This is a genomic window from Nitrosomonas sp. Nm58, assembly GCF_900107335.1.
Classification (GTDB): domain Bacteria; phylum Pseudomonadota; class Gammaproteobacteria; order Burkholderiales; family Nitrosomonadaceae; genus Nitrosomonas.
Genome location: NZ_FNPQ01000030.1, coordinates 15,063 through 33,007, shown reverse-complemented (window position 1 = coordinate 33,007; position 17,945 = coordinate 15,063). Strand labels below are relative to the sequence as shown.

At 48.5% G+C, this 17,945-nt stretch carries 15 protein-coding genes and 2 pseudogenes; 10 read left to right on the top strand and 7 right to left on the bottom strand.

The window, feature by feature from the left end:
- Positions 1-169: 169 nt before the first annotated feature.
- Positions 170-490 (bottom strand): hypothetical protein, encoded by a 321-nt coding sequence (locus tag BLW34_RS11065; protein WP_090579470.1) that lies wholly within the window; start codon positions 488-490, stop codon positions 170-172.
- A gap of 676 nt (positions 491-1,166) precedes the next feature.
- Positions 1,167-1,466, bottom strand: a complete 300-nt coding sequence (locus tag BLW34_RS11060) for a glycosyltransferase (RefSeq protein ID WP_090579468.1) — start codon at positions 1,464-1,466, stop codon at positions 1,167-1,169.
- Positions 1,467-1,838: 372 nt separating this feature from the next.
- Here BLW34_RS11060 and BLW34_RS11055 point away from each other — a divergent pair, with 372 nt between their 5' ends.
- The 3 genes from BLW34_RS11055 (at position 1,839) to BLW34_RS11045 (ending at position 5,194) form a co-directional block, all read left to right on the top strand.
- Positions 1,839-3,515 (top strand): S10 family peptidase, encoded by a 1,677-nt coding sequence (locus BLW34_RS11055; protein WP_090579464.1) that lies wholly within the window; start codon positions 1,839-1,841, stop codon positions 3,513-3,515.
- Between the two features lie 102 nt (positions 3,516-3,617).
- Positions 3,618-4,055: a thioredoxin TrxC gene (gene trxC / locus BLW34_RS11050; RefSeq protein WP_090544041.1), complete on the top strand. Its 438-nt coding sequence runs from the start codon at positions 3,618-3,620 to the stop codon at positions 4,053-4,055.
- A gap of 170 nt (positions 4,056-4,225) precedes the next feature.
- Positions 4,226-5,194 (top strand): ornithine cyclodeaminase family protein, encoded by a 969-nt coding sequence (locus BLW34_RS11045; RefSeq protein ID WP_090579473.1) that lies wholly within the window; start codon positions 4,226-4,228, stop codon positions 5,192-5,194.
- Between the two features lie 39 nt (positions 5,195-5,233).
- On the opposite strand, the gene BLW34_RS11040 is transcribed toward BLW34_RS11045, so the two are convergent.
- Positions 5,234-7,909, bottom strand: coding sequence for a cation-translocating P-type ATPase (locus BLW34_RS11040; RefSeq protein WP_090579461.1), 2,676 nt, complete (start codon positions 7,907-7,909; stop codon positions 5,234-5,236).
- A 457-nt stretch (positions 7,910-8,366) separates the two neighbouring features.
- Between BLW34_RS11040 and BLW34_RS17010 the strand changes: the two genes are divergently transcribed.
- The 3 genes from BLW34_RS17010 to BLW34_RS11030 all read left to right on the top strand — a co-directional run bounded on the left by BLW34_RS17010 (position 8,367) and on the right by BLW34_RS11030 (position 10,132).
- Complete coding sequence (locus BLW34_RS17010) at positions 8,367-8,960, top strand: hypothetical protein (protein ID WP_256203754.1); 594 nt, start codon at positions 8,367-8,369, stop codon at positions 8,958-8,960.
- 21 nt (positions 8,961-8,981) lie between these two features.
- On the top strand, positions 8,982-9,371 hold the full coding sequence (locus BLW34_RS17005; RefSeq protein ID WP_256203753.1) for a sodium:calcium antiporter: 390 nt from the start codon (positions 8,982-8,984) through the stop codon (positions 9,369-9,371).
- A 512-nt stretch (positions 9,372-9,883) separates the two neighbouring features.
- The gene (locus tag BLW34_RS11030; protein ID WP_090579458.1) at positions 9,884-10,132 is read left to right on the top strand and encodes a hypothetical protein; all 249 of its coding nucleotides are present in this window, start codon (positions 9,884-9,886) and stop codon (positions 10,130-10,132) included.
- Between the two features lie 181 nt (positions 10,133-10,313).
- Here the strand turns inward: BLW34_RS11030 and BLW34_RS17000 are convergent.
- Positions 10,314-10,448 (bottom strand): annotated as a pseudogene (locus tag BLW34_RS17000) (IS5/IS1182 family transposase); the annotation flags it as partial.
- Between the two features lie 20 nt (positions 10,449-10,468).
- On the opposite strand from BLW34_RS17000, the gene BLW34_RS11025 reads away from it, so the two are divergent.
- Positions 10,469-10,552, top strand: coding sequence for a hypothetical protein (locus BLW34_RS11025; protein ID WP_256203755.1), 84 nt, complete (start codon positions 10,469-10,471; stop codon positions 10,550-10,552).
- A gap of 15 nt (positions 10,553-10,567) precedes the next feature.
- On the opposite strand, the pseudogene BLW34_RS11020 reads toward BLW34_RS11025, so the two are convergent.
- A pseudogene (locus tag BLW34_RS11020) lies at positions 10,568-11,663 on the bottom strand (IS3 family transposase); the annotation flags it as partial.
- Positions 11,664-11,900: 237 nt separating this feature from the next.
- On the opposite strand from BLW34_RS11020, the gene BLW34_RS11015 reads away from it, so the two are divergent.
- From BLW34_RS11015 to BLW34_RS17430, 3 genes are all read left to right on the top strand, one after another.
- On the top strand, positions 11,901-12,485 hold the full coding sequence (locus BLW34_RS11015; RefSeq protein ID WP_090579452.1) for a CBS domain-containing protein: 585 nt from the start codon (positions 11,901-11,903) through the stop codon (positions 12,483-12,485).
- Positions 12,486-12,821: 336 nt separating this feature from the next.
- The gene (locus BLW34_RS11010; protein WP_090579448.1) at positions 12,822-13,217 is read left to right on the top strand and encodes a VOC family protein; all 396 of its coding nucleotides are present in this window, start codon (positions 12,822-12,824) and stop codon (positions 13,215-13,217) included.
- A 336-nt stretch (positions 13,218-13,553) separates the two neighbouring features.
- Complete coding sequence (locus tag BLW34_RS17430) at positions 13,554-13,691, top strand: transposase (protein WP_090579445.1); 138 nt, start codon at positions 13,554-13,556, stop codon at positions 13,689-13,691.
- A gap of 434 nt (positions 13,692-14,125) precedes the next feature.
- On the opposite strand, the gene BLW34_RS11000 is transcribed toward BLW34_RS17430, so the two are convergent.
- Together BLW34_RS11000 and BLW34_RS10995 are read right to left on the bottom strand one after the other, a co-directional pair.
- Positions 14,126-16,873 carry a M16 family metallopeptidase gene (locus tag BLW34_RS11000; RefSeq protein WP_090579442.1) on the bottom strand — a complete coding sequence of 916 codons (2,748 nt, stop codon included), beginning with the start codon at positions 16,871-16,873 and terminating at the stop codon, positions 14,126-14,128.
- A 151-nt stretch (positions 16,874-17,024) separates the two neighbouring features.
- Entirely contained in the window at positions 17,025-17,906 is an 882-nt protein-coding gene (locus BLW34_RS10995; protein WP_090579439.1) for a prephenate dehydrogenase, read from the bottom strand.
- Positions 17,907-17,945: the final 39 nt, after the last annotated feature.

Here is a 17,945-nt window from a genome sequence, read left to right as displayed (position 1 = left end):
CGCGGGTTGCAAAAAATTCAAGCAATATATGCAGTCATGCGAAAAATATTGCACGCCATTTATGGCATGTTACATAACAAACAACCCTTTGACGGCAGTATGTTCTTCAACATGGAGGCAGCATGATTTTCTCAAAAATGGGTTGCAAAAAGAGAGAGTATCTTCCCAATCAGTCTTTGTTGTTTGCAAACCAGGCCGTAGCCTTTGCCAATATGTCACGCTCCATCTCCACACGCTTGAGCTTTTTGCGCAATTCCATTAGCTCCTGCCGTTCGTTAGAATTCAAGGGAGCACTACTAGATACCGAGACCGTGGCAGTTACCTGGTTAGACCGGTATTGAACACCCGTTGCACGACACCATGCTTGGATCGAAGTGTAGTGGCAGCCAAATTCCTTGGATAGCTGCTTAGGACATCTGCCTAATGCAACCAATTCCACCATCTGTTGGCGAAACTCCACCGGGTAGGCAGGTTTATAGTTTTGAGTCATCTTTCATCTCCTTTAACGAGAACATAATGTGTCCGTTCAAAGGGGACAACTCCAGTATATTCCATTGGAGTAGCGGAAGTAATGAAGTTTTACTAACTCTGACAAGACCATTGGAGTTCGATGCCAAAGTGAATGAGGTAAGGTGGCGCGTGCATTTAAGTGAGAGATCTTTTCCCTGAGTTTATGCAGTACGTGTTCGTTTACGTGATAACCATTCGTTTCGGAGAGCCTCGTGACCGCAGCTTCATAGAGATTTGCAAGACCAGCGTAGACATTCGCCGCAGAGCTGCGGCGCCGAGGTTAACGCAACCCCCACCTGCTGAGTCGGATGTCTACGGTACTTGATAAGTGGTTCTGAAATAGTGTGCACGCTACCCACTGCGGCGATTAAGAGTGCTATCCAACGATCATGGATACTGATATCTGGAAAAGGTACGATCAGGTCCCGGTACTTTGCGCGAAAGGCTATGGTGCAGCCAGGTACTACATGCTTGCGAAGCAAGACATCAAAGGCCTAACCCTGTCTGATGCGAGCCTGTAATCTTCGTCCGAAGCCGAAGTATTCCCACATCCGGGCATTCAAGAGTCGTCCCTCAACATCCATCAAATCCGCATCGCAAAAAACCATACCGGGAAAAACCGGATCCTTCGCAAATGCCTGATCGATACGCGCGAGCTACTGAGGATAGCAGATATCATCATGATCGGCTAAAGCAATGATGTCGCCTTGACACATGCAAATAGCTTTTTCGAAGTTTGCCGTTGAACCTAGCCGTTTCTCGTTGACACTAAAGTTGACTTTAAATGGCGCTATGTTTACAAATGCCCGAACGATATCTTCTGTTCGATCAGTGGAGCAGTCATCACAAATTACGAGCTCATCTGGTAGGCGCGTTTGGTTTGCGACGCTGTCCAATTGCTCTTGTAAGTGAGCCTCACTGTTGTAGGTGCACATCGCAATCGAGATGGTTGTCATAATTTTCAACTCCTCGTTAAGAAGAACTTTCTCCAACAAAGAAATCTACCTTATTTGAGGAAAGCTCTCTTCAAAAACTGTATTCTGTTATTTGTCACAATGAGGACGCTTTTACTGTCGTCAGGATACTTTCTACAATATTCCAATTTGAGCCATGTGGAGAGCTAAAATTCTAACGTATATTCCCGGATGAAGCTAACCCGAATATTTCATAAATTGGCACGTGCCCTCACTTGTCTTTTGATTAATAAGAAAGATTTTGCTCAGTCGGGTGTATGAATCACTACACCCCTCCTTCTCAAAACTTCCCTATTAATCAAAATCCTGCGTGATCATCACGCGAATTCATGAAATATTCTGGCTAAAGATTTGATGGATGAGCTGCCGAGAAAAATGGCGGCAGGTGGGATGTTAAATTATCTGTCTAAGGAAATGACGATGATGAAGAAGTTTGATTTGGATTTACGTTTTTTATGGATAGTCGTTATAACCTGGTTCTGCTTGTTGCAGGTAACGATCGTAATGAGCGCGCCCGAGAAGGCTGAAGTGCAATCCAAGCTTTTGGGTGAAGCGGGCATGCTTGATGCTTCCAATCGTTCGGTTACTTCGCATACCTTTAAGGCGGGTGAGGCAAAATTTGACTATACGGCGACTGCTGCATCGATCACGACTTATGATAAACAGTCAAAACCAATTGGTCAGATTTTCTATATTGCATACAAGGTAGAACGACAGGGCGGGCGCCCTCGGCCGTTGACCTTTGTGTTTAATGGCGGTCCCGGCGCCGCATCCGCGTATCTCCACCTCGGCGCGCTCGGACCGCAGCGCGTCGTATTCAATGCAGATGGTACCGTGCCGCCGATGCCGGCGCGCATCGTGGACAACTCGAAAAGCTGGCTGGTGTTTACTGATCTGGTTTTCGTTGATCCTGTGGGAACGGGTTATAGCCATGAGGTGAAGCATGGCAAAAACAGTCAAAAAAACGATAAAAAAGAACAGAAATCAGGTCATTCCGGGGACGTACCGTCCCGGTCCAAGGTCTGGGGAGTCAAGGAAGATACGGCCTCTCTGTCCCGTTTTATTCGTGCGTATCTGACTGAGGAAAATCGCTGGCTGTCGCCTATTTACTTGGTCGGTGAGAGCTATGGAGGATTCCGGGTGGCGCGCCTGTCCAGGCAGCTGCAATCCGATTTTGGCATTGCGCCAAGCGGTCTGATCCTCATCTCGCCAGTACTGGATTTTAGTTTTATCTGGGACAATGAGCGTAGTCTTTGGCCTTGGGTGTCCTTATTGCCGAGTTACGCGGCGATCGCAGCAATCCATAAGCGCAGTAACCAGACAAATTACCAGGCGAACGATCCCCGTTCCTCGCTTGCGGAAGTGGAGCGTGCCGCCTTGTCCAACTATCTTGGCGGACTGGCCGCGGGGACGCTCAAGCAGGATTGGCTCGATCAAACCAGCAGATTGATCGGACTGGAGAAGGATACCCTGCTGCGTGGCGTGGGGCGTGTTCCTCCCGCGCGCTTTGCCAAGGCGCTGCTCGCTGACCAGCACCGTGTGCTGAGTTTGTATGATGGATCGATTGCGTTGATTGATCCGGAGCCGGCCGAACCGCTGCTTGCCAGTCGTGATTTCTATCTCGATCGTCTCAATGCACCGATGACGGCGGCTTTTAATAGCTACGTCCGTAATCGCCTGAATTTTAAAACCAGCATACCCTTTGTGTTATTAAATGAGGAGGTCTATGAATCATGGAATTGGCGATCCGGGATTCGCGGGCAGCAAGGCTTTGTCGAGGCAGTTTCAGATCTGAAACAGGCCATGAACCTGAATCCCGATATGCAAGTTCAGATTGTGCATGGTATTTTCGATCTGGTCACGCCATACTATGCCTCCGAGATCCTGATCAAACAAATGGCGCTGGATCCACTGATACACAATAATATTCAGCTCAAGGTCTACCACGGCGGGCATATGCCTTACTTGCATCAGGGCGCGCTCGATGCCATGTTCGAGGATGTGGTACGATTTTATAAATTGGCGCCCTGACCCGTTATTCCGCGCAGCAGTGAGCAAGTCAGGTAAGATGCCGCTTAGGGTGCAGTCTGGTTAACAGGTGATTTCACAATAACCTTTGATTGGGAAGATATCATGAGTGAATCGATGCATATTGTTTGCCCGCAGTGTGATGCTATCAATCGTATTCCTTCCGGGCGGTTGGGCGAAGGACCGAAATGCGGCAAATGTCACCAGTTACTGTTTAATGGTCATCCCGTGGAATTGACGATGACCAGATTTCAGAAACATATTAGCCATAATGATATCCCGGTGCTGGTCGATTTCTGGGCGCCCTGGTGCGGTCCCTGCAAAATGATGGCGCCTCAATTCGCTCAGGCCGCGACACAACTTGAGCCCAAAGTGCGTCTGGCTAAAGTCAACACCGAGGTTGAGCAGCTGTTGGGCGCTCAGTTTGGCATTCGCAGTATCCCGACGCTGATACTGTTTCAGCATGGTCGCGAGGTGGCGCGTCAAGCAGGTGCTATGGGAATGGCGGATATTTTGAGATGGACACGCACAGTCTGCGAATAAATCTACTGCGCGCCGCGCGCCTTGCACTCTGGGTGCTCGCTATGATTTCTTCACAGACGCTGAGTCATTTTTGATGATAAGAACTTTGCTTTAGGTCACCTATAAATAGGTATGTGCTTTTCATAACAACTGTCTGGAGTGATCAAGGTAACCAAAAATAGGCAATGAAAATGGAAACGCCGGAAAGCTTATTGTATCTGTCCCATAAGACGCTTGAGAGCCTGTCTCTCACCATAGAGGATGCCATTGAAAGTATTGAGCGCCTTTTGCGCAGACGCAGACAGTCACAGGTCTGGAATGCGCCGAAGGCGGTCATTACGCCACCGGATGGCAGATATATGATGGCAACGCTATCTGCGGCGGACGATCCCCCTTTCCTGGCGGTGAAATCGCTTATTCTCAATTCGCACAATCGGGAGCGTGGTCTGCCCGATATTAATTCATTGATTACCCTCCTTGATAGCAATACCGGCCTGCCGCTGGCTGTCATGGATGGTAACTGGATCACCGCAGTGCGTACGGCAGGGCTGAGTGCAGTAGCAGCCAGGCGACTGGCAAGGTCTGATACTTCGATTGCGGCATTTATCGGTTGCGGTGTCCAGGCACGCAGCCATTTGCAGGCTTTTTCTGCCCTGTTTCCATTGAAAGAAATTCGTGCGTTCGGTCGCGGAAGCGTAAATCGAGAGGCACTGTGTCAGGCGGCGGAAAAACTGGGCCTGTCGGCAGTTGCCAGCAGGAGTGCCCAGGAAGCGGTGAGTGATGCTGATCTGGTAATTTCGACCGTCATGCTTTCGCCTGAGCTGGTTCCTTTTCTTGATGCACGTTGGTTGAAGCCCGGTACGTTTGTTACAGCAGTTGATTTAGCGGCATCCTGGCTAAAAGACAGTATGCCTGCGTTCGAACGCATTATCATTGATGATCTCGAGCAGGAAACACAGATGCCGACACCTCTGGTTGATCCTGAGCTGGTTAATGGAGATCTGACAGGCTTGGTTAATGGTGATATCGCTGGACGCTGCTCTGACGATGAGAAGGTCGCATTCATTTTTCGCGGCTTGGCCCTGGGGGATTTGGCACTTGCGGCGCTGGCCTACCAGCGCGCCCGCCAGTCATTCAAGGGATTTGAAATTAAACGTTAGCGAAACACAATTAAAAATAAAAGAAATCAGTAAAGGAAGTTATCTTTTTTTTCTGATGTCCGCCTGACAGAAACGATTGGAATTACGATAAATGATGCCGCGGCGCCTCAGCCATTTTTCTATTTCGGTAGCAAGTAGTACGATCCACGGCATCGTGCAGCAGAATAGGAGTTCTTCCGCTGATAAGGGTGCGGTATGAAAGATGTCGTTAAATAAGGGAATATAGATCACACTTAACTGTAACAGGACAGTCAGCAAGACTGCGCCAATCAGCGCTCGATTCGTCGACCAGCCCATTGTAAATAATGATTGTGTCTCCGAGCGGATTGCCAGCACATTAACCAACTGCGAAAACGTCAGTACGGTGAAGATCATCGTTTGCCAGTTTTCGATGTTATTTTGCAAGGCCCATGCTTGCGTGAACAACGACAACGCACCAATCAACAATCCGATCCATAAAATGTACTGCCACATACCGTGCGCAACAATACTTTCCTGCGGGTGCCGCGGCGGTCGCTGCATAATACCTTGCTCTGCTTTCTCCTGAGTCAATGCCAGACCGGGTAAACCATCGGTAACCAGATTTATCCACAAAATATGAATGGGGAGTAACGGTATCGGTAAGTCGAGAAACGGTGCCAGAAATAATGTCCATATTTCACCCGAGTTACTGCTCATCGCATACTTGATGAACTTGCGAACATTGTCGTAGAGTCGTCGCCCCTCGCGGATAGCGTGCACAATTGTGGCAAAATTGTCGTCCATCAGCACCATATCTGCGGCCTCACGGGCGACATCCGTACCTTTTTTACCCATAGCGACACCAATATCGGCTTTTTTCAATGCCGGCGCATCATTCACCCCATCCCCGGTCATAGCGACATATTCACCACGCTGCTGTAATAGTTGTACCAGGCGGATTTTTTGCTGCGGTGAGACACGTGCATAAATCTGTACGTGTTTTATGTGATCGGCCAGTTCCTCGTCAGTGAGGTGTTCGAGCTGTTTTCCTGTGATAACCTCGGCGTGTTCATGCACCAAGCCGATTCGCTCTGCGATCGCACGTGCAGTCGCCGGATGGTCGCCGGTAATCATGACGGGTGTAATTCCGGCTTGGTAGCATTCCTGTACGGCTGCTGGCACTTCGTCACGTGGCGGATCCATTAACCCCACCAAGCCGAGAAATGTCAGCCCTTGTTCCACGCTATTGGCATGGATGTGTTGCGGCAGCGCTGCCCAGTCGCGATAAGCATAGGCAATGACCCGATAGCCCCGCGAAGCCCAGTGGTTCGCAATGTCAAGCATAACAGCGTGGTCGAGTTGCCCTGCGATATGACTCGTGCATTGTTCCAATACCTGTTCCGGTGCGCCTTTGGTAATGGCAAGCAGCTGCTCGTTGCTTTGGTGAAAAGTGGTCATGCGCTTTCTGTCCGAGTCGAATGCAATCTCGGCGATGCGCGGCCATGCCTTGCTCAACACTTCATAGACGACGCCGGCATCGAGTGCTGCCTGCAACAGTGCAATCTCGGTCGGATCCCCGATCAGTTTTCCGGCCAGATTTCTTTCCACATCGTGATTTAACGCCAGCGCATGGGTGAACAGCTTAACTTCGGATTGGGTATCGGCAAGGAGGGGAAGCGTGGGGTATTCAGCACCGGCCGCATAAAATAATTCCGCATGCATGATGTTTCTGGTTAATGTTCCTGTTTTGTCGGAACAAATAAAGGTGACCGACCCCAAGGTTTCCGCTGCGGGTAAACGCCGCATCAGTGCATGCTGGTGCACCATACGACGTGCGCCCAGCGCGAGCGCAATCGTCACGACAGCCGGCAGCGCCTCGGGAATCGCCGCGACGGCGAGGCTGATTGCGGTCAAAAACATCAATATGGCATCTTCGCCGCGTAATAAGCCGGCCACGAAGATAATCGTGCAAATCGCTAATATCGACAGCGCCAGCTTGCGGCCAAACACCGCAAGACGTCTTTGTAGCGGGGTTTTTTGGACTGTTTCGCTGCTAAGCATGGCTGCGATTTTACCCAACTCGGTAAGCATTCCGGTGGCTGTCACCACTCCTATTGCCCGGCCGCGTGTGGTAAGAGTGCCGCGAAACAGCATATTATGCTGCTCGGCCAGGATCGCGTCTCTGTCCTGCATGGAATCGATAGTTTTGCTCACTGGTACGGACTCACCCGTGAGTGCCGCTTCGTCAACCTCAAGATCTATCGCCTCCAGTAGACGAATATCTGCTGGCACCATATTGCCAGCCTCCAGTAATACGATATCGCCGGGGACAAGCTCTGCCGCAGTTAGCAAGTGAGCGATCTCTTCGCGTCGTACCCGCACCATTGCGTGTCCCATGCGCTTCAAGGCAGCCACCGCTTGTTCGGCGCGGAGTTCCTGCGCGAAACCAATCAGCGCATTGAGGAGGAGAATGACAAGGATTGCAGTTGCATCGGTAAATTCGCCTACTACGCTAGATACGATGGCTGCAGCGATCAGCACGAGAATCATGAAATCGGTGAATTGATCGAACAGTATGCGCCACCAGGGGTGCCCTGCCGTCTCTACGATTTCGTTATTGCCAAATTTTTGGCGGCGACGTGCGACTTCTTCGGATGTCAGCCCACGATCCGGGGTAACTTCCAGCAACATGCAGACGTCTTCAGCTTTCAGAACGTGGAAAGCATGGTCTTCAGGTATATCGGTAGTACTCATATAGAGAGTCTTGTCGAATGATGAGTCGTTATGGCTACTGATCGCCTTTCATGGTTATTCTAGAGCAGTTTTTTATTCGGATAATGACTAAAATTGCTTATTCATTGTTGCAACGGTATTAATTGATTTTAAAGCTGAGTGACTTGATCGAGTCGTTTGCAGACCTGAATAAAGCAAATGCTGTGCCGTTGGCATGCTTCTGATTCAGAGTGCATGTGATATCCGTATTTTTGCGCATAATCCCTATGCGTTTGTGTGACGGTATTTCAGATTCTAAGGGGATGCAAAATGAAGTATTAAGTGAAAAAAAGTATGTGTTTTTCCTTTACACGAGCAGATTTACTGCTACCGTTGATTTTATGGCTGCGGTGATTCTGAGCGAACTGGCGCTCCTGACTTATTTCGTTCTTATCAATGTATTTTACCGAATAATACTTATGTGCAATGGTGCTTAGTCATGCTGGTCTGGTTTAAATTTGCCCTCTGTCTGATCCTGATCGCGGTGGCTGGTTACCGTCTGTCCCTTTACGGTGACATGACTGGCGAGAAACTGGGATTGTCCCGATCCTGGATCGGGGTAGTAATGGTAGCTTCGGTTACTTCCTTACCGGAGCTTGTTAGCGGAGTCAGCTCGGTCACGGTCGCTCAGACGCCGGATATCGCTGCCGGCGATGTGTTGGGTTCTTGCGTGCTTAATTTGTTGTTCATCGTTATCCTTGACTTTCTTCATCGCGAAGAGTCGGTCTATACCCGGGCCAACATCGGACATGTTCTGTCTGCGGGCTTCGGAGTCATTCTCATTGGTTTCGTGGGTATCAGCCTGCTGCTATCGCAAACTGGCATGCAACTGTCGTTCGCTCATGTCGGGCTGTATGTGCCGATTATTCTGGTCATTTATGCCTTGGCCATGCGTACCATATTCCGTTACGAGCAGATGCAGGGATTGCCATTGGCGGACGTGGCCAGCCAGCGTTACAAGCACCTTACCCTCAGACAGGCGGTGACTGGCTTTGCCATGGCGGCCGTTATAATAGTAGCAGCCGGCACCTGACTGCCCTTCGTGAGCAAGGATATGGCGGAGATCATGGGCTGGAGCGAGAGCTTTGTCGGTACTCTGTTCGTGGCCACTGCCACCTCCTTGCCTGAAGCGGCGGTGTCAATAGCTGCCGTGCGCCTAGGGGCGCTGGACATGGCCCTGGGCAACCTGTTCGGCAGCAATCTGTTCAACATGGCCATCCTGGCTATTGACGACCTCTTTTACTTGCCGGGCCTCCTGCTTTCCAATGTCTCTCAGTCTCATGTGGTATCGGCTTTGTCAGCCATGATGATGAGCGGGATCGCTATCGTTGGTCTATTCTATCGACCTAAGAAACAACTGTTCAAAACCATAGGCTGGACCAGCCTGGTCCTGCTATCGATCTATCTGTTCAATACCTATGCTCTCTATCTCTATGGAAACTAACTGGAAGCAACCTTCCGGCAAAGGTCGAGTGTCACCGGGGCCTTAGAAGCTGTTTGGTTTTAAGCGAATGGCCAAAATTTAAAAGCAATCAAGCGATTATTCAGGAGGTTTGATCAAGGCACCAACATGTAGGTATGGAGTCGATTGTATGGCTGTTTTTTTAGCAATCTTCACGTTGATGGATTGATACTGGATCTGGACTTAACGGTAATGACATGCTATGGATGGCATGACGGCGCGGCGCGAGGCTATACAATCCGTGCGCACGCGAGGGAGGTATTCTCACCATTCTTTGATGGCTTTTCTGGACGACAGTTTAGGCAAATTATTCCATTTCTATTTCATAAGTGAAACAATAGAAGTAACTTATGAAAGGAAATATTGTGATGGCACGAGTAGCGAGTGGAAAAGAGGTGTTGAAATAAGCAAAGGATTTGCTGGTTAATTCAAGAACAATAGAGGAATTAAGACAGGCGCAAGCTGTAGTGCTACCTTTGGAATTTGGATGATCAATGAAGCAGACAGCTACAGCAACAGGTGTTTCAGTAGGCTGGGCGTGCCAGCTTCGAATGTGTTTCATCCGCAATGGCGGCATGCGTGAGACAGGGAAGTCTACCCGTGGTGGACGGCGGCGCGAGAATCTTTCACGTGAAGAAGAAGTTGCTTTTCTAGCACCCTTTATAGAAAAAGCATCAGCAGGAGGTATTTTGATTGTTAGCGAAATTAAGCAAGCACTTGATGCGCGCTTAACAGGCCATTGAAAAACTCGGCACTTTCGGTCTGAAACTATGTTTTTAAACGACCGCAAGTATTTCGATTGTTTTTTGAAAATATTTTTTCTAAAGTTGCTCGTTTTTTGAGCAGCTTTTGCTCAAATTTTCTGTAACCCCTGATTTTTTACCCTTATCCGTACACTCTCGGCGGATTTTGGGTGTACTACCTTTATGTGTGTGAACCTGACCACCAACCAGTCAAGCTCCCAATGCGCGCCAAATTATAAATGGTTGCAACGAACCTGAATTGCCCGCTGATTTTTTCTTGCCCGATCAGTTTCAGCTTGCGCATCCCACCTACTGTACCGCCATGGCTGGTGCAAATTGGCTCCTGACAAGCGTTATCCCAAAGCAGATGTACTCGCTCAGAATGAGTGGAAAAAAACTTCGAGTGACGAAGTCAATTAATTCTGGGCACCCCAGTTAAGTAACTTTTATCATTTTTGCTGCCTCTGTTTCATATTGATTGGGGCTTTTGTATCCCGGGTATGAATGCAGCCGAGGGCTGTTATAAAACACAGCAATATACTGCAATACATCTTGCTGCGCCGCACTGCGGGTTTGGTAGTGTTGCTACTGGCACTATTCTTGCTTAAGGTTGCCAAAAAAGGTTTCAGCGACTGAATTGTCCCAACAAAGTTACCCAAACGGCTCATGCTGCCGATAAAACCATAAGATTTCAATAATCTCCGATATTCTTTACTAGCATATTGTGATCCGCGATCTGAATGCACAATCAGCCAGCCTGCGGTCGGCATCTGCCAGATGGCCATCTTCAACGCATCACAAACCAACCTTGCTTTCATCCTCGAGCTCATGCTCCAGCCAACAACCTTTCTAGAAAACAAATCAATGACAATTGCCAGATACAACCAGCCTTCCTGCGTTCAGATGTACGTTATATCGCTAACATAGACTTGATTCGGGTTTGCAACATCAAACTGCCGGTTCAATCTATTTTCAAACACCGGTTGTTTGTGTTTACTAATGGTTGTTACTTTATATTTCTTCCGATATTTTACGTGCACTCCGGCTTCCCGCATCAGGATTCGGGCTTTCCAACGGCCAACCGGGTAACTCAATGCATTCAGCGCTTTTCTTGTCCTGCGGCTGCCATAGGTGTAATCACTGGCTTTGGCTATGTTTCGAACCAGCTCAAGCATTTCCTCATGATGCGGCTCTACAGAACGATTATCAGCGCGCAGATCGTAATCGTAGTAAGCACTACGACTCACACCCAATAGGTGGCACATTAAGCCAACTGGGCAGGTCTTCTTCTTTTGGGTAATGAACGAATATTTCACTTCGTTTCTTTCGCGAAGAAGACCGTTGCCTCCTTTAATATCGGTCTCTCCAGTTTGAGTTGCCTGATCTGTGCTTTCAGACGTCGGATTTCTTCTTGTTCCGGCGTCAGTTTCCCATTGCCACGGAATGCTTGCCCATCATCATCTACCTGATATTCCTTGATCCATCGCCTGAGCATGTTGGCATTAATTTCTAGGCTTCGGGCTGCTTCTGCTATCGATCACTGATCCAGAACCAAGGCGAAGGTGGATTGCATCTAACTGGAATATCCGGGTCTATTAGACCATGTCATATGGTGAATTAACTCCTTAAGCCTCCTGGCTATTTTATTCCTGGAGAGATTCCATATTGACCCTTCATTTTGATGAGCGTAAAGTGGTGACAAGGATAGTCCGAAGTTTTAATCCTTCTCAATTTCACGTACTTATCCACCAACTAGGAGGATATTATCATGCTCGCATACCCTATACTTCCTGCGCAGCGCTTAACAGGCACTGTTCGGATCGCTCACCTGGCCCTACCAAAATCTGTAACAATGGAATCGCCAGCGCTCGAAATTATGACTGATTTGCGGCATACTCATGTTGCTGAAATCGAACCACATGCAACCATGGAGTTGGCCAATATATATATGATGCAACGAAGTGTGCGCTCGTTGTTTGTATTAAATGATGATCATCTTCTCCAGGGGGTAATTACTGCCTCCGATATTCTCGGGGATAAGCCCGTGCGCTTCATCCAAGAGCGGCGCGTGAAATACGGTGAGATTCTGGTTTCGGATATCATGACACCACTCGATTGCTTAGAAGCGATTCCCATCGAGGAAGTGCAGTATGCCAAAGTTGGCCATGTGATCGCGAGTCTGCGTGATGCTGGTCGACAGCATACCTTGGTAATAGAGGAAGATGCCGAGGGTGCTCCATTGGTATGCGGAATTTTTTCATTAACACAAATCGAAAAGCAGTTAGGCACTGCTATTCTACTTACGGAAGTTGCCAAGACTTTTGCAGAGATTGAAGCGACTTTGATGCATTGATAATAGAATAGCTTAGTTCGGCCTTCACCATGCACTGAAAGTACTGATTTTTTATCAGTACTTTCAATCTGGAAGCTAGTGCGGCATTTTGTGAATACCTCGATGTTAAATCGTGCTTTTTTCTGTCATGTTACGTTGCGCCGCGCCGCTTTGCCATATATTCAACATGGGGGAGGGTTGATCAATGGAATTTTGTTTTGGCCTAGATCAGATAATCCATTAACCGATTTATAAGTTAGCGCGGGTTTTAACGCATTTCGAGAAAAATGTGCTTAAGGCACGGATTCACTTAGACTATATGAAAAAAAGTAAATTGATGGACTGTGAGAGATCAGCATGGCAATCGATGGTATGAACCATTTTACAGTGCTGACCAGCGATCTGGAAAAGTGCAAGACTTTTTATATTGATGTGCTTGGGCTGACAGAAGGCTATCGCCCATCCTTCACTTTTCCTGGCGCCTGGCTTTATTCAGGCGAGCAGGCTATTTTGCATATCATCGCAGGAAGGCCATTGCCAGCAGACGTACAGGGCGTCATTGATCATATGGCGTTTACTGGATCTAATCTCCAGTCAGTCATAGATACGCTAAGCCAGCATGGCATCGCATTCAAACTGCATCGACTGGTGGACCAGCAAACATGGCAGCTTTTTTGTCATGACCCAGATGGTGCGAAGGTAGAACTCGATTTTGCGGCGAGCGAGCCAGAACCCAGGATACCTATTACCTAGGCAGACTCGAATCGGCAGAAAACTGCGCCGCATAATTGATCATATTGCATGGGGCACAGCTTCTTTCCCTGGATCGAGACCTTTGCGCGGTAGAGGTCTGGTGATGATTGGAGATTGGTATAATATTGTTTTTAATTAGTTCATTACGCTTATAACATAAACTTCTCAGGTTTTGATGTCACCCGCCGCACGCGAAAAGGAAATTTTCTCAATTAAATTGATCACCTGATTGATTGGTCGCCGATAGAGCAAACAAATTGCGCCGTATTACGCGCGGCCCGCATCTGACGCCACAGGACACCTTGCCTATCCAGGTCTGCTGCTGTTCAAAATGCTTTGGGTTGGTATTTGGCATGGTGGACCCAGAGCGATGAAGCGGTTGAAGACATGGCTAACGTGAATTTGCATGTGATGCGGTTTTTGGGTTTGAATCTGGAAGATGATGTTTCCGATCATTCGTCCGTTATGTCGTAGAGCGTATCTTCGGCAGTAAAGTTCTGCGTTACCGGGGATTAGCCAAAGCACATGCCTGGCATATGCTATATGCTACAAGCCATGGCGTATAACCTGAAAAGGTTGCCAAAGTTGTATGTCGATCACCTAATACCGCGGTTCTCTCAGGAAAAAATACATCTTCTGAGCCGATGAAATGCTTTAGCTTGATCCCTTCCAGATCTTTTTGCGAAGAAGCTACAGAAATATCACTTGATCATCGGCCAAAAATCAGGATTTGTAGGGTTTCTTCAGAAATTACGAGTTTTGCAAAGGTCTCGGAGCTTTCATCGGATAGGATAGCGAGGAGCGGGCGCCGCACAGCGCTGTAATCGGAGTACAGCATCTTTTTACAGACTGTGAACGTGTGTGTGTCCTCGCTATCATCGTATGGCGGCTATTTGGATTGTTTCAGATTACTCTGGAGTCGTATCGGCGATGACCTTGGCGAAGTCGCCAGCCTTGACAATCGTCAGCTTGTTGAAATCGAGGTGCTTACGCAATGCCGCAAGGATCGATTCAGGTGTGAGCGCTGCAATTCTGCTTTCAAACTCGATATCCCACTGCATGGTGCGTTCGCGTGATAGATAATTGACCAAGCGTTCAGCAAGTACCTTATCCTGACTGCGTGCGACGCGCCGTGCTTGCAAATAACCTGTTTTGGCTGCTTTAACTTCTTCCGCAGTGAAACCCTCTTTCATCACGCGTTGCAATTCTTCTTTCACGGCAGACTCAACACGTGCCCGGTTTTCCGGCGCATAGATGGCGTATATGTTGAATTCGCCGTGTTCATCGAAAGCACTGGCTGAGAGGGTCGAGGCGACACTGTAGGATAAGCCTTCTTGTTCGCGGATGCGTCGCCATAATCTTGAGTCGGCCGAACCCCCAAGAAGATAATTGCCTACGATCAGAGCTGGATAATCAGGATTATCATCACGCAATTTGAGGTTCATGCCAGCTTGAAATACGGCATTGGCTTTATCGGGTGTTTCAAGGTTACGATTGATGGAGGTGACGTCTTGATAAGACATAGGGATGCGCTGGTAGGGGCGCGGACTTTTCCAGTCATCAAAAAGCTGTTGCATGAGCTGGCTAGTTTCTTCCGGTTCAAAATCACCCACGATAGAAAATTCACTGTCTGAAGCGCCAAATAGCTCCCTATGGCATTGCTTTACTTCGTCAAGTGTCAGCGCATTAAGGCGCTCGATACGCTCTTCTAGCGTCGGTGTGTAATGCCAGTGTGAGGTAGGATAAGGAGCGAGATGACGTTCCATGAGCAAGCTTGCCTGTGAGTCAGGCTCACTGCGCTTGCTTTCGATCGATGACAGCATGGCGAGCTTTAGCTGTTCAAATTCATTCTCAGGAAAAGTGGGTTCGCGCAGTACTTCAGCAACCAGCCTAAGTGTATCAGGAAGATTGGTGCGGACTGTTTCGATGGATACGCCTTCGATATTCACACTGATCTGTGCTTTGAGGCTGTCGAATGCATCGCGTAATGCTTCACGCGTATGCTGTTTCGTGCCGCGCATCAACATGGCGCTTGTCATATCGCATGCTGTAGCCCGGTTTTGCATGCTTTTCTCGTCGCCCCAATGGAGTACAAGTGATGCCACGACCGTATTACCACGGGTTTTCTTGGGTAGCATGGCAAGCTTCATGCCGCCAGGTAATGTAGCACGAATGATTCTTCCCTCAATGTTAGTGGGTGTGGGATCAAATGCTTCTCCCGCGCTTATGCTGGGGTCACCACGATAGTTCTTGAGCATGAGGGCTACATCTGGAACTGCCGGTATCTCGGCACGATCAGTCGTCGAAGCGGGAATGAATAAACCCAGTGTACGGTTGCTTGATTTGAAATAGGTATTAGCAGCACGCTGTACTTCATCGAGGGTCGTTTGCTTGAGACGATCGCGATGCAGGAACAACAATCGCCAATCGCCCATGGCAATGTATTCAGTGAGCGTGGTGGAGAGTGCGCGCGTATCAGCGAGTATTTGCTCAATCTTGTTTAGCAGGCGTGTACGGGCACGTTCAAGTTCTTCGGCAGTAATCGGGTGGGCAGTGAGCGATTCAACGGTATTGATCAGTGTGTCGCGCGCAGTATCCAGCGGCATATCAGGTCGTAAATTTGCGCCGAAGAAAGCGTAACCTGCTTCGCGTAATTGGCGATCAAAACCTAGAACGGTGGTTGCGTATTTAGACTCTACCAGTGCTTTGTGGAGTCGACCGCCGGGAACTTGTTTGAGGATGGTCACCAGCAGATCAATCGCAGCGTATTCTGGATGTGCGCCAGAAGGAATATGGTAAAGTGTGGCGGCAATCTGAGTATCACCTACGCGGCGCAGCTTAACCATACGTTCACCATCTTGCGTTGGCTCGACCGTATAGGTTTTTTGCAGCTTGCGCGTCGGGCGTGGAATAGAGCCAAAATGACGCGCTACCATTTGCAGCGCATCAACCTCCTCGAATTTGCCGGCAATGACAAGTACAGCGTTATCAGGTTGATAATAGTGGCGATAGAAAGCCTGTAATCGTTCAATCGGTACATTCTCGATATCTGAGCGTGAACCGATGATGGAGCGGCCATAATTATGCCAGGCATAGGCCGTCGAGGTCATGCGGTCAGCGAGTACGCTAAAAGGACTGTTTTCACCGGCTTCGAATTCGTTGCGCACTACGGTCATTTCGCTATCAAGATCCGATTTTGCAACACGTGAATTGACCATGCGATCAGCCTCCAGGTTGAGCGCCCAGTCAAGATTGTCCGCGCTGGCGGTAAAGGTTTCAAAGTAATTGGTACGATCATAGGATGTGGTACCGTTCCAGCGGGCGCCACGCTTGGTAAATTCGTTTTTGATGTCAGAAAATTGCTCTGTTCCTTTGAATAAAAGATGCTCGAGCAGATGCGCCATGCCTGCTTCGCCATAACCTTCATCACGTGAACCAACGAGATAAACGACGTTGACCGTAATCGAGTCGAGTGAATTATCCGGAGCAAGCAATATGCGCAATCCATTGGCAAGCTGATATTCAGAGATACCTTCAACTGTTGTGATTTTAGTTAAATCAGCAGGTAATTCTGCGTTGGGTTGCTGGGCGTTAACTTCCTTAAACAATATAAGGGATATGACAAGAGCGGTAAAAGTAACCAGGTATCGGTGCATAATGGTTTTTTATTCTTAGATTAAGATTAATGAACAATTAAAAGACTACTTATTCAACAGGAAGTTCGATCACGCTACTTGCTTCTTTTCTCATATACACAGCGTAAGCTAGCAAGAAAGTACTCTATAAGTTGGGACTGCTTGTGAGAATCTAATCGTTCTTTAACCATTGTTGCCGCGTCTCGCGGGCATTAGCAAATGCTTTCTTGAGTGCTTCCCCATTATTATTTGCCAGAGTAGTGCGCAGACCGGTTAGCTCCTTCTGATAAGTATCAATCTGTTTGAGTAATGTTTCTCGGTTAGCGAGGCAGATATCACGCCACATTTCCGGAGAACTACTTGCAATGCGAGTGCAATCACGAAAACTGCCGCCCGCAAAACGCAATATCTCTTCAGGTTTGTCTTCAATGCTGGCTCGAACATGATTCATGAGCGTAAATGCCAAGATGTGTGGTAGATGGCTGATGGTGGCAAGTATCCGGTCGTGCTGATCGGCAGGCATGCAAGAGACTTTTGTGCCGCAATGTTGCCAGAGGGTTGTCACTAGGCTGATTGCTTGATCATTATTTTCTGCCAGAGGAGTGATGATCAGGTGCTTGTCACGGAACAAATGGGTGCTAGCGGCTTCGGCACCGCTGAGTTCGGTTCCGGCAATGGGGTGGCAGGGAATAAAGTGAGCGAGGTGCTGAACAAGATGAGTACGGGCAGCAATTATTACATCTTGTTTGGTACTTCCCACATCAGAAACGATCGTTCCCGGTGTCAGGCAGGGAGCGATTTGCACCATGATGTTACTGATTTGGCCGACGGGCATGGCGAGGAGGACAAAATCTGCGCCTTTTAATGCAGATGCAAAATTACTCGCTATTTCATCGATAATGCCCAGTTCAAGAGCACGCTGCATATTTTCTTGGCTACGTCCCACACCAACGATATGCTTGACCATCCCTGCGTTACGCAGTGCCAACGCAAAAGAGCCCCCAATCAAACCGACACCGATGACAACTAGCTTATGTAGGGGGGGAGATGTCATATCTGCATGCCTTGGGATGGATGATATAAATTTCGCGAT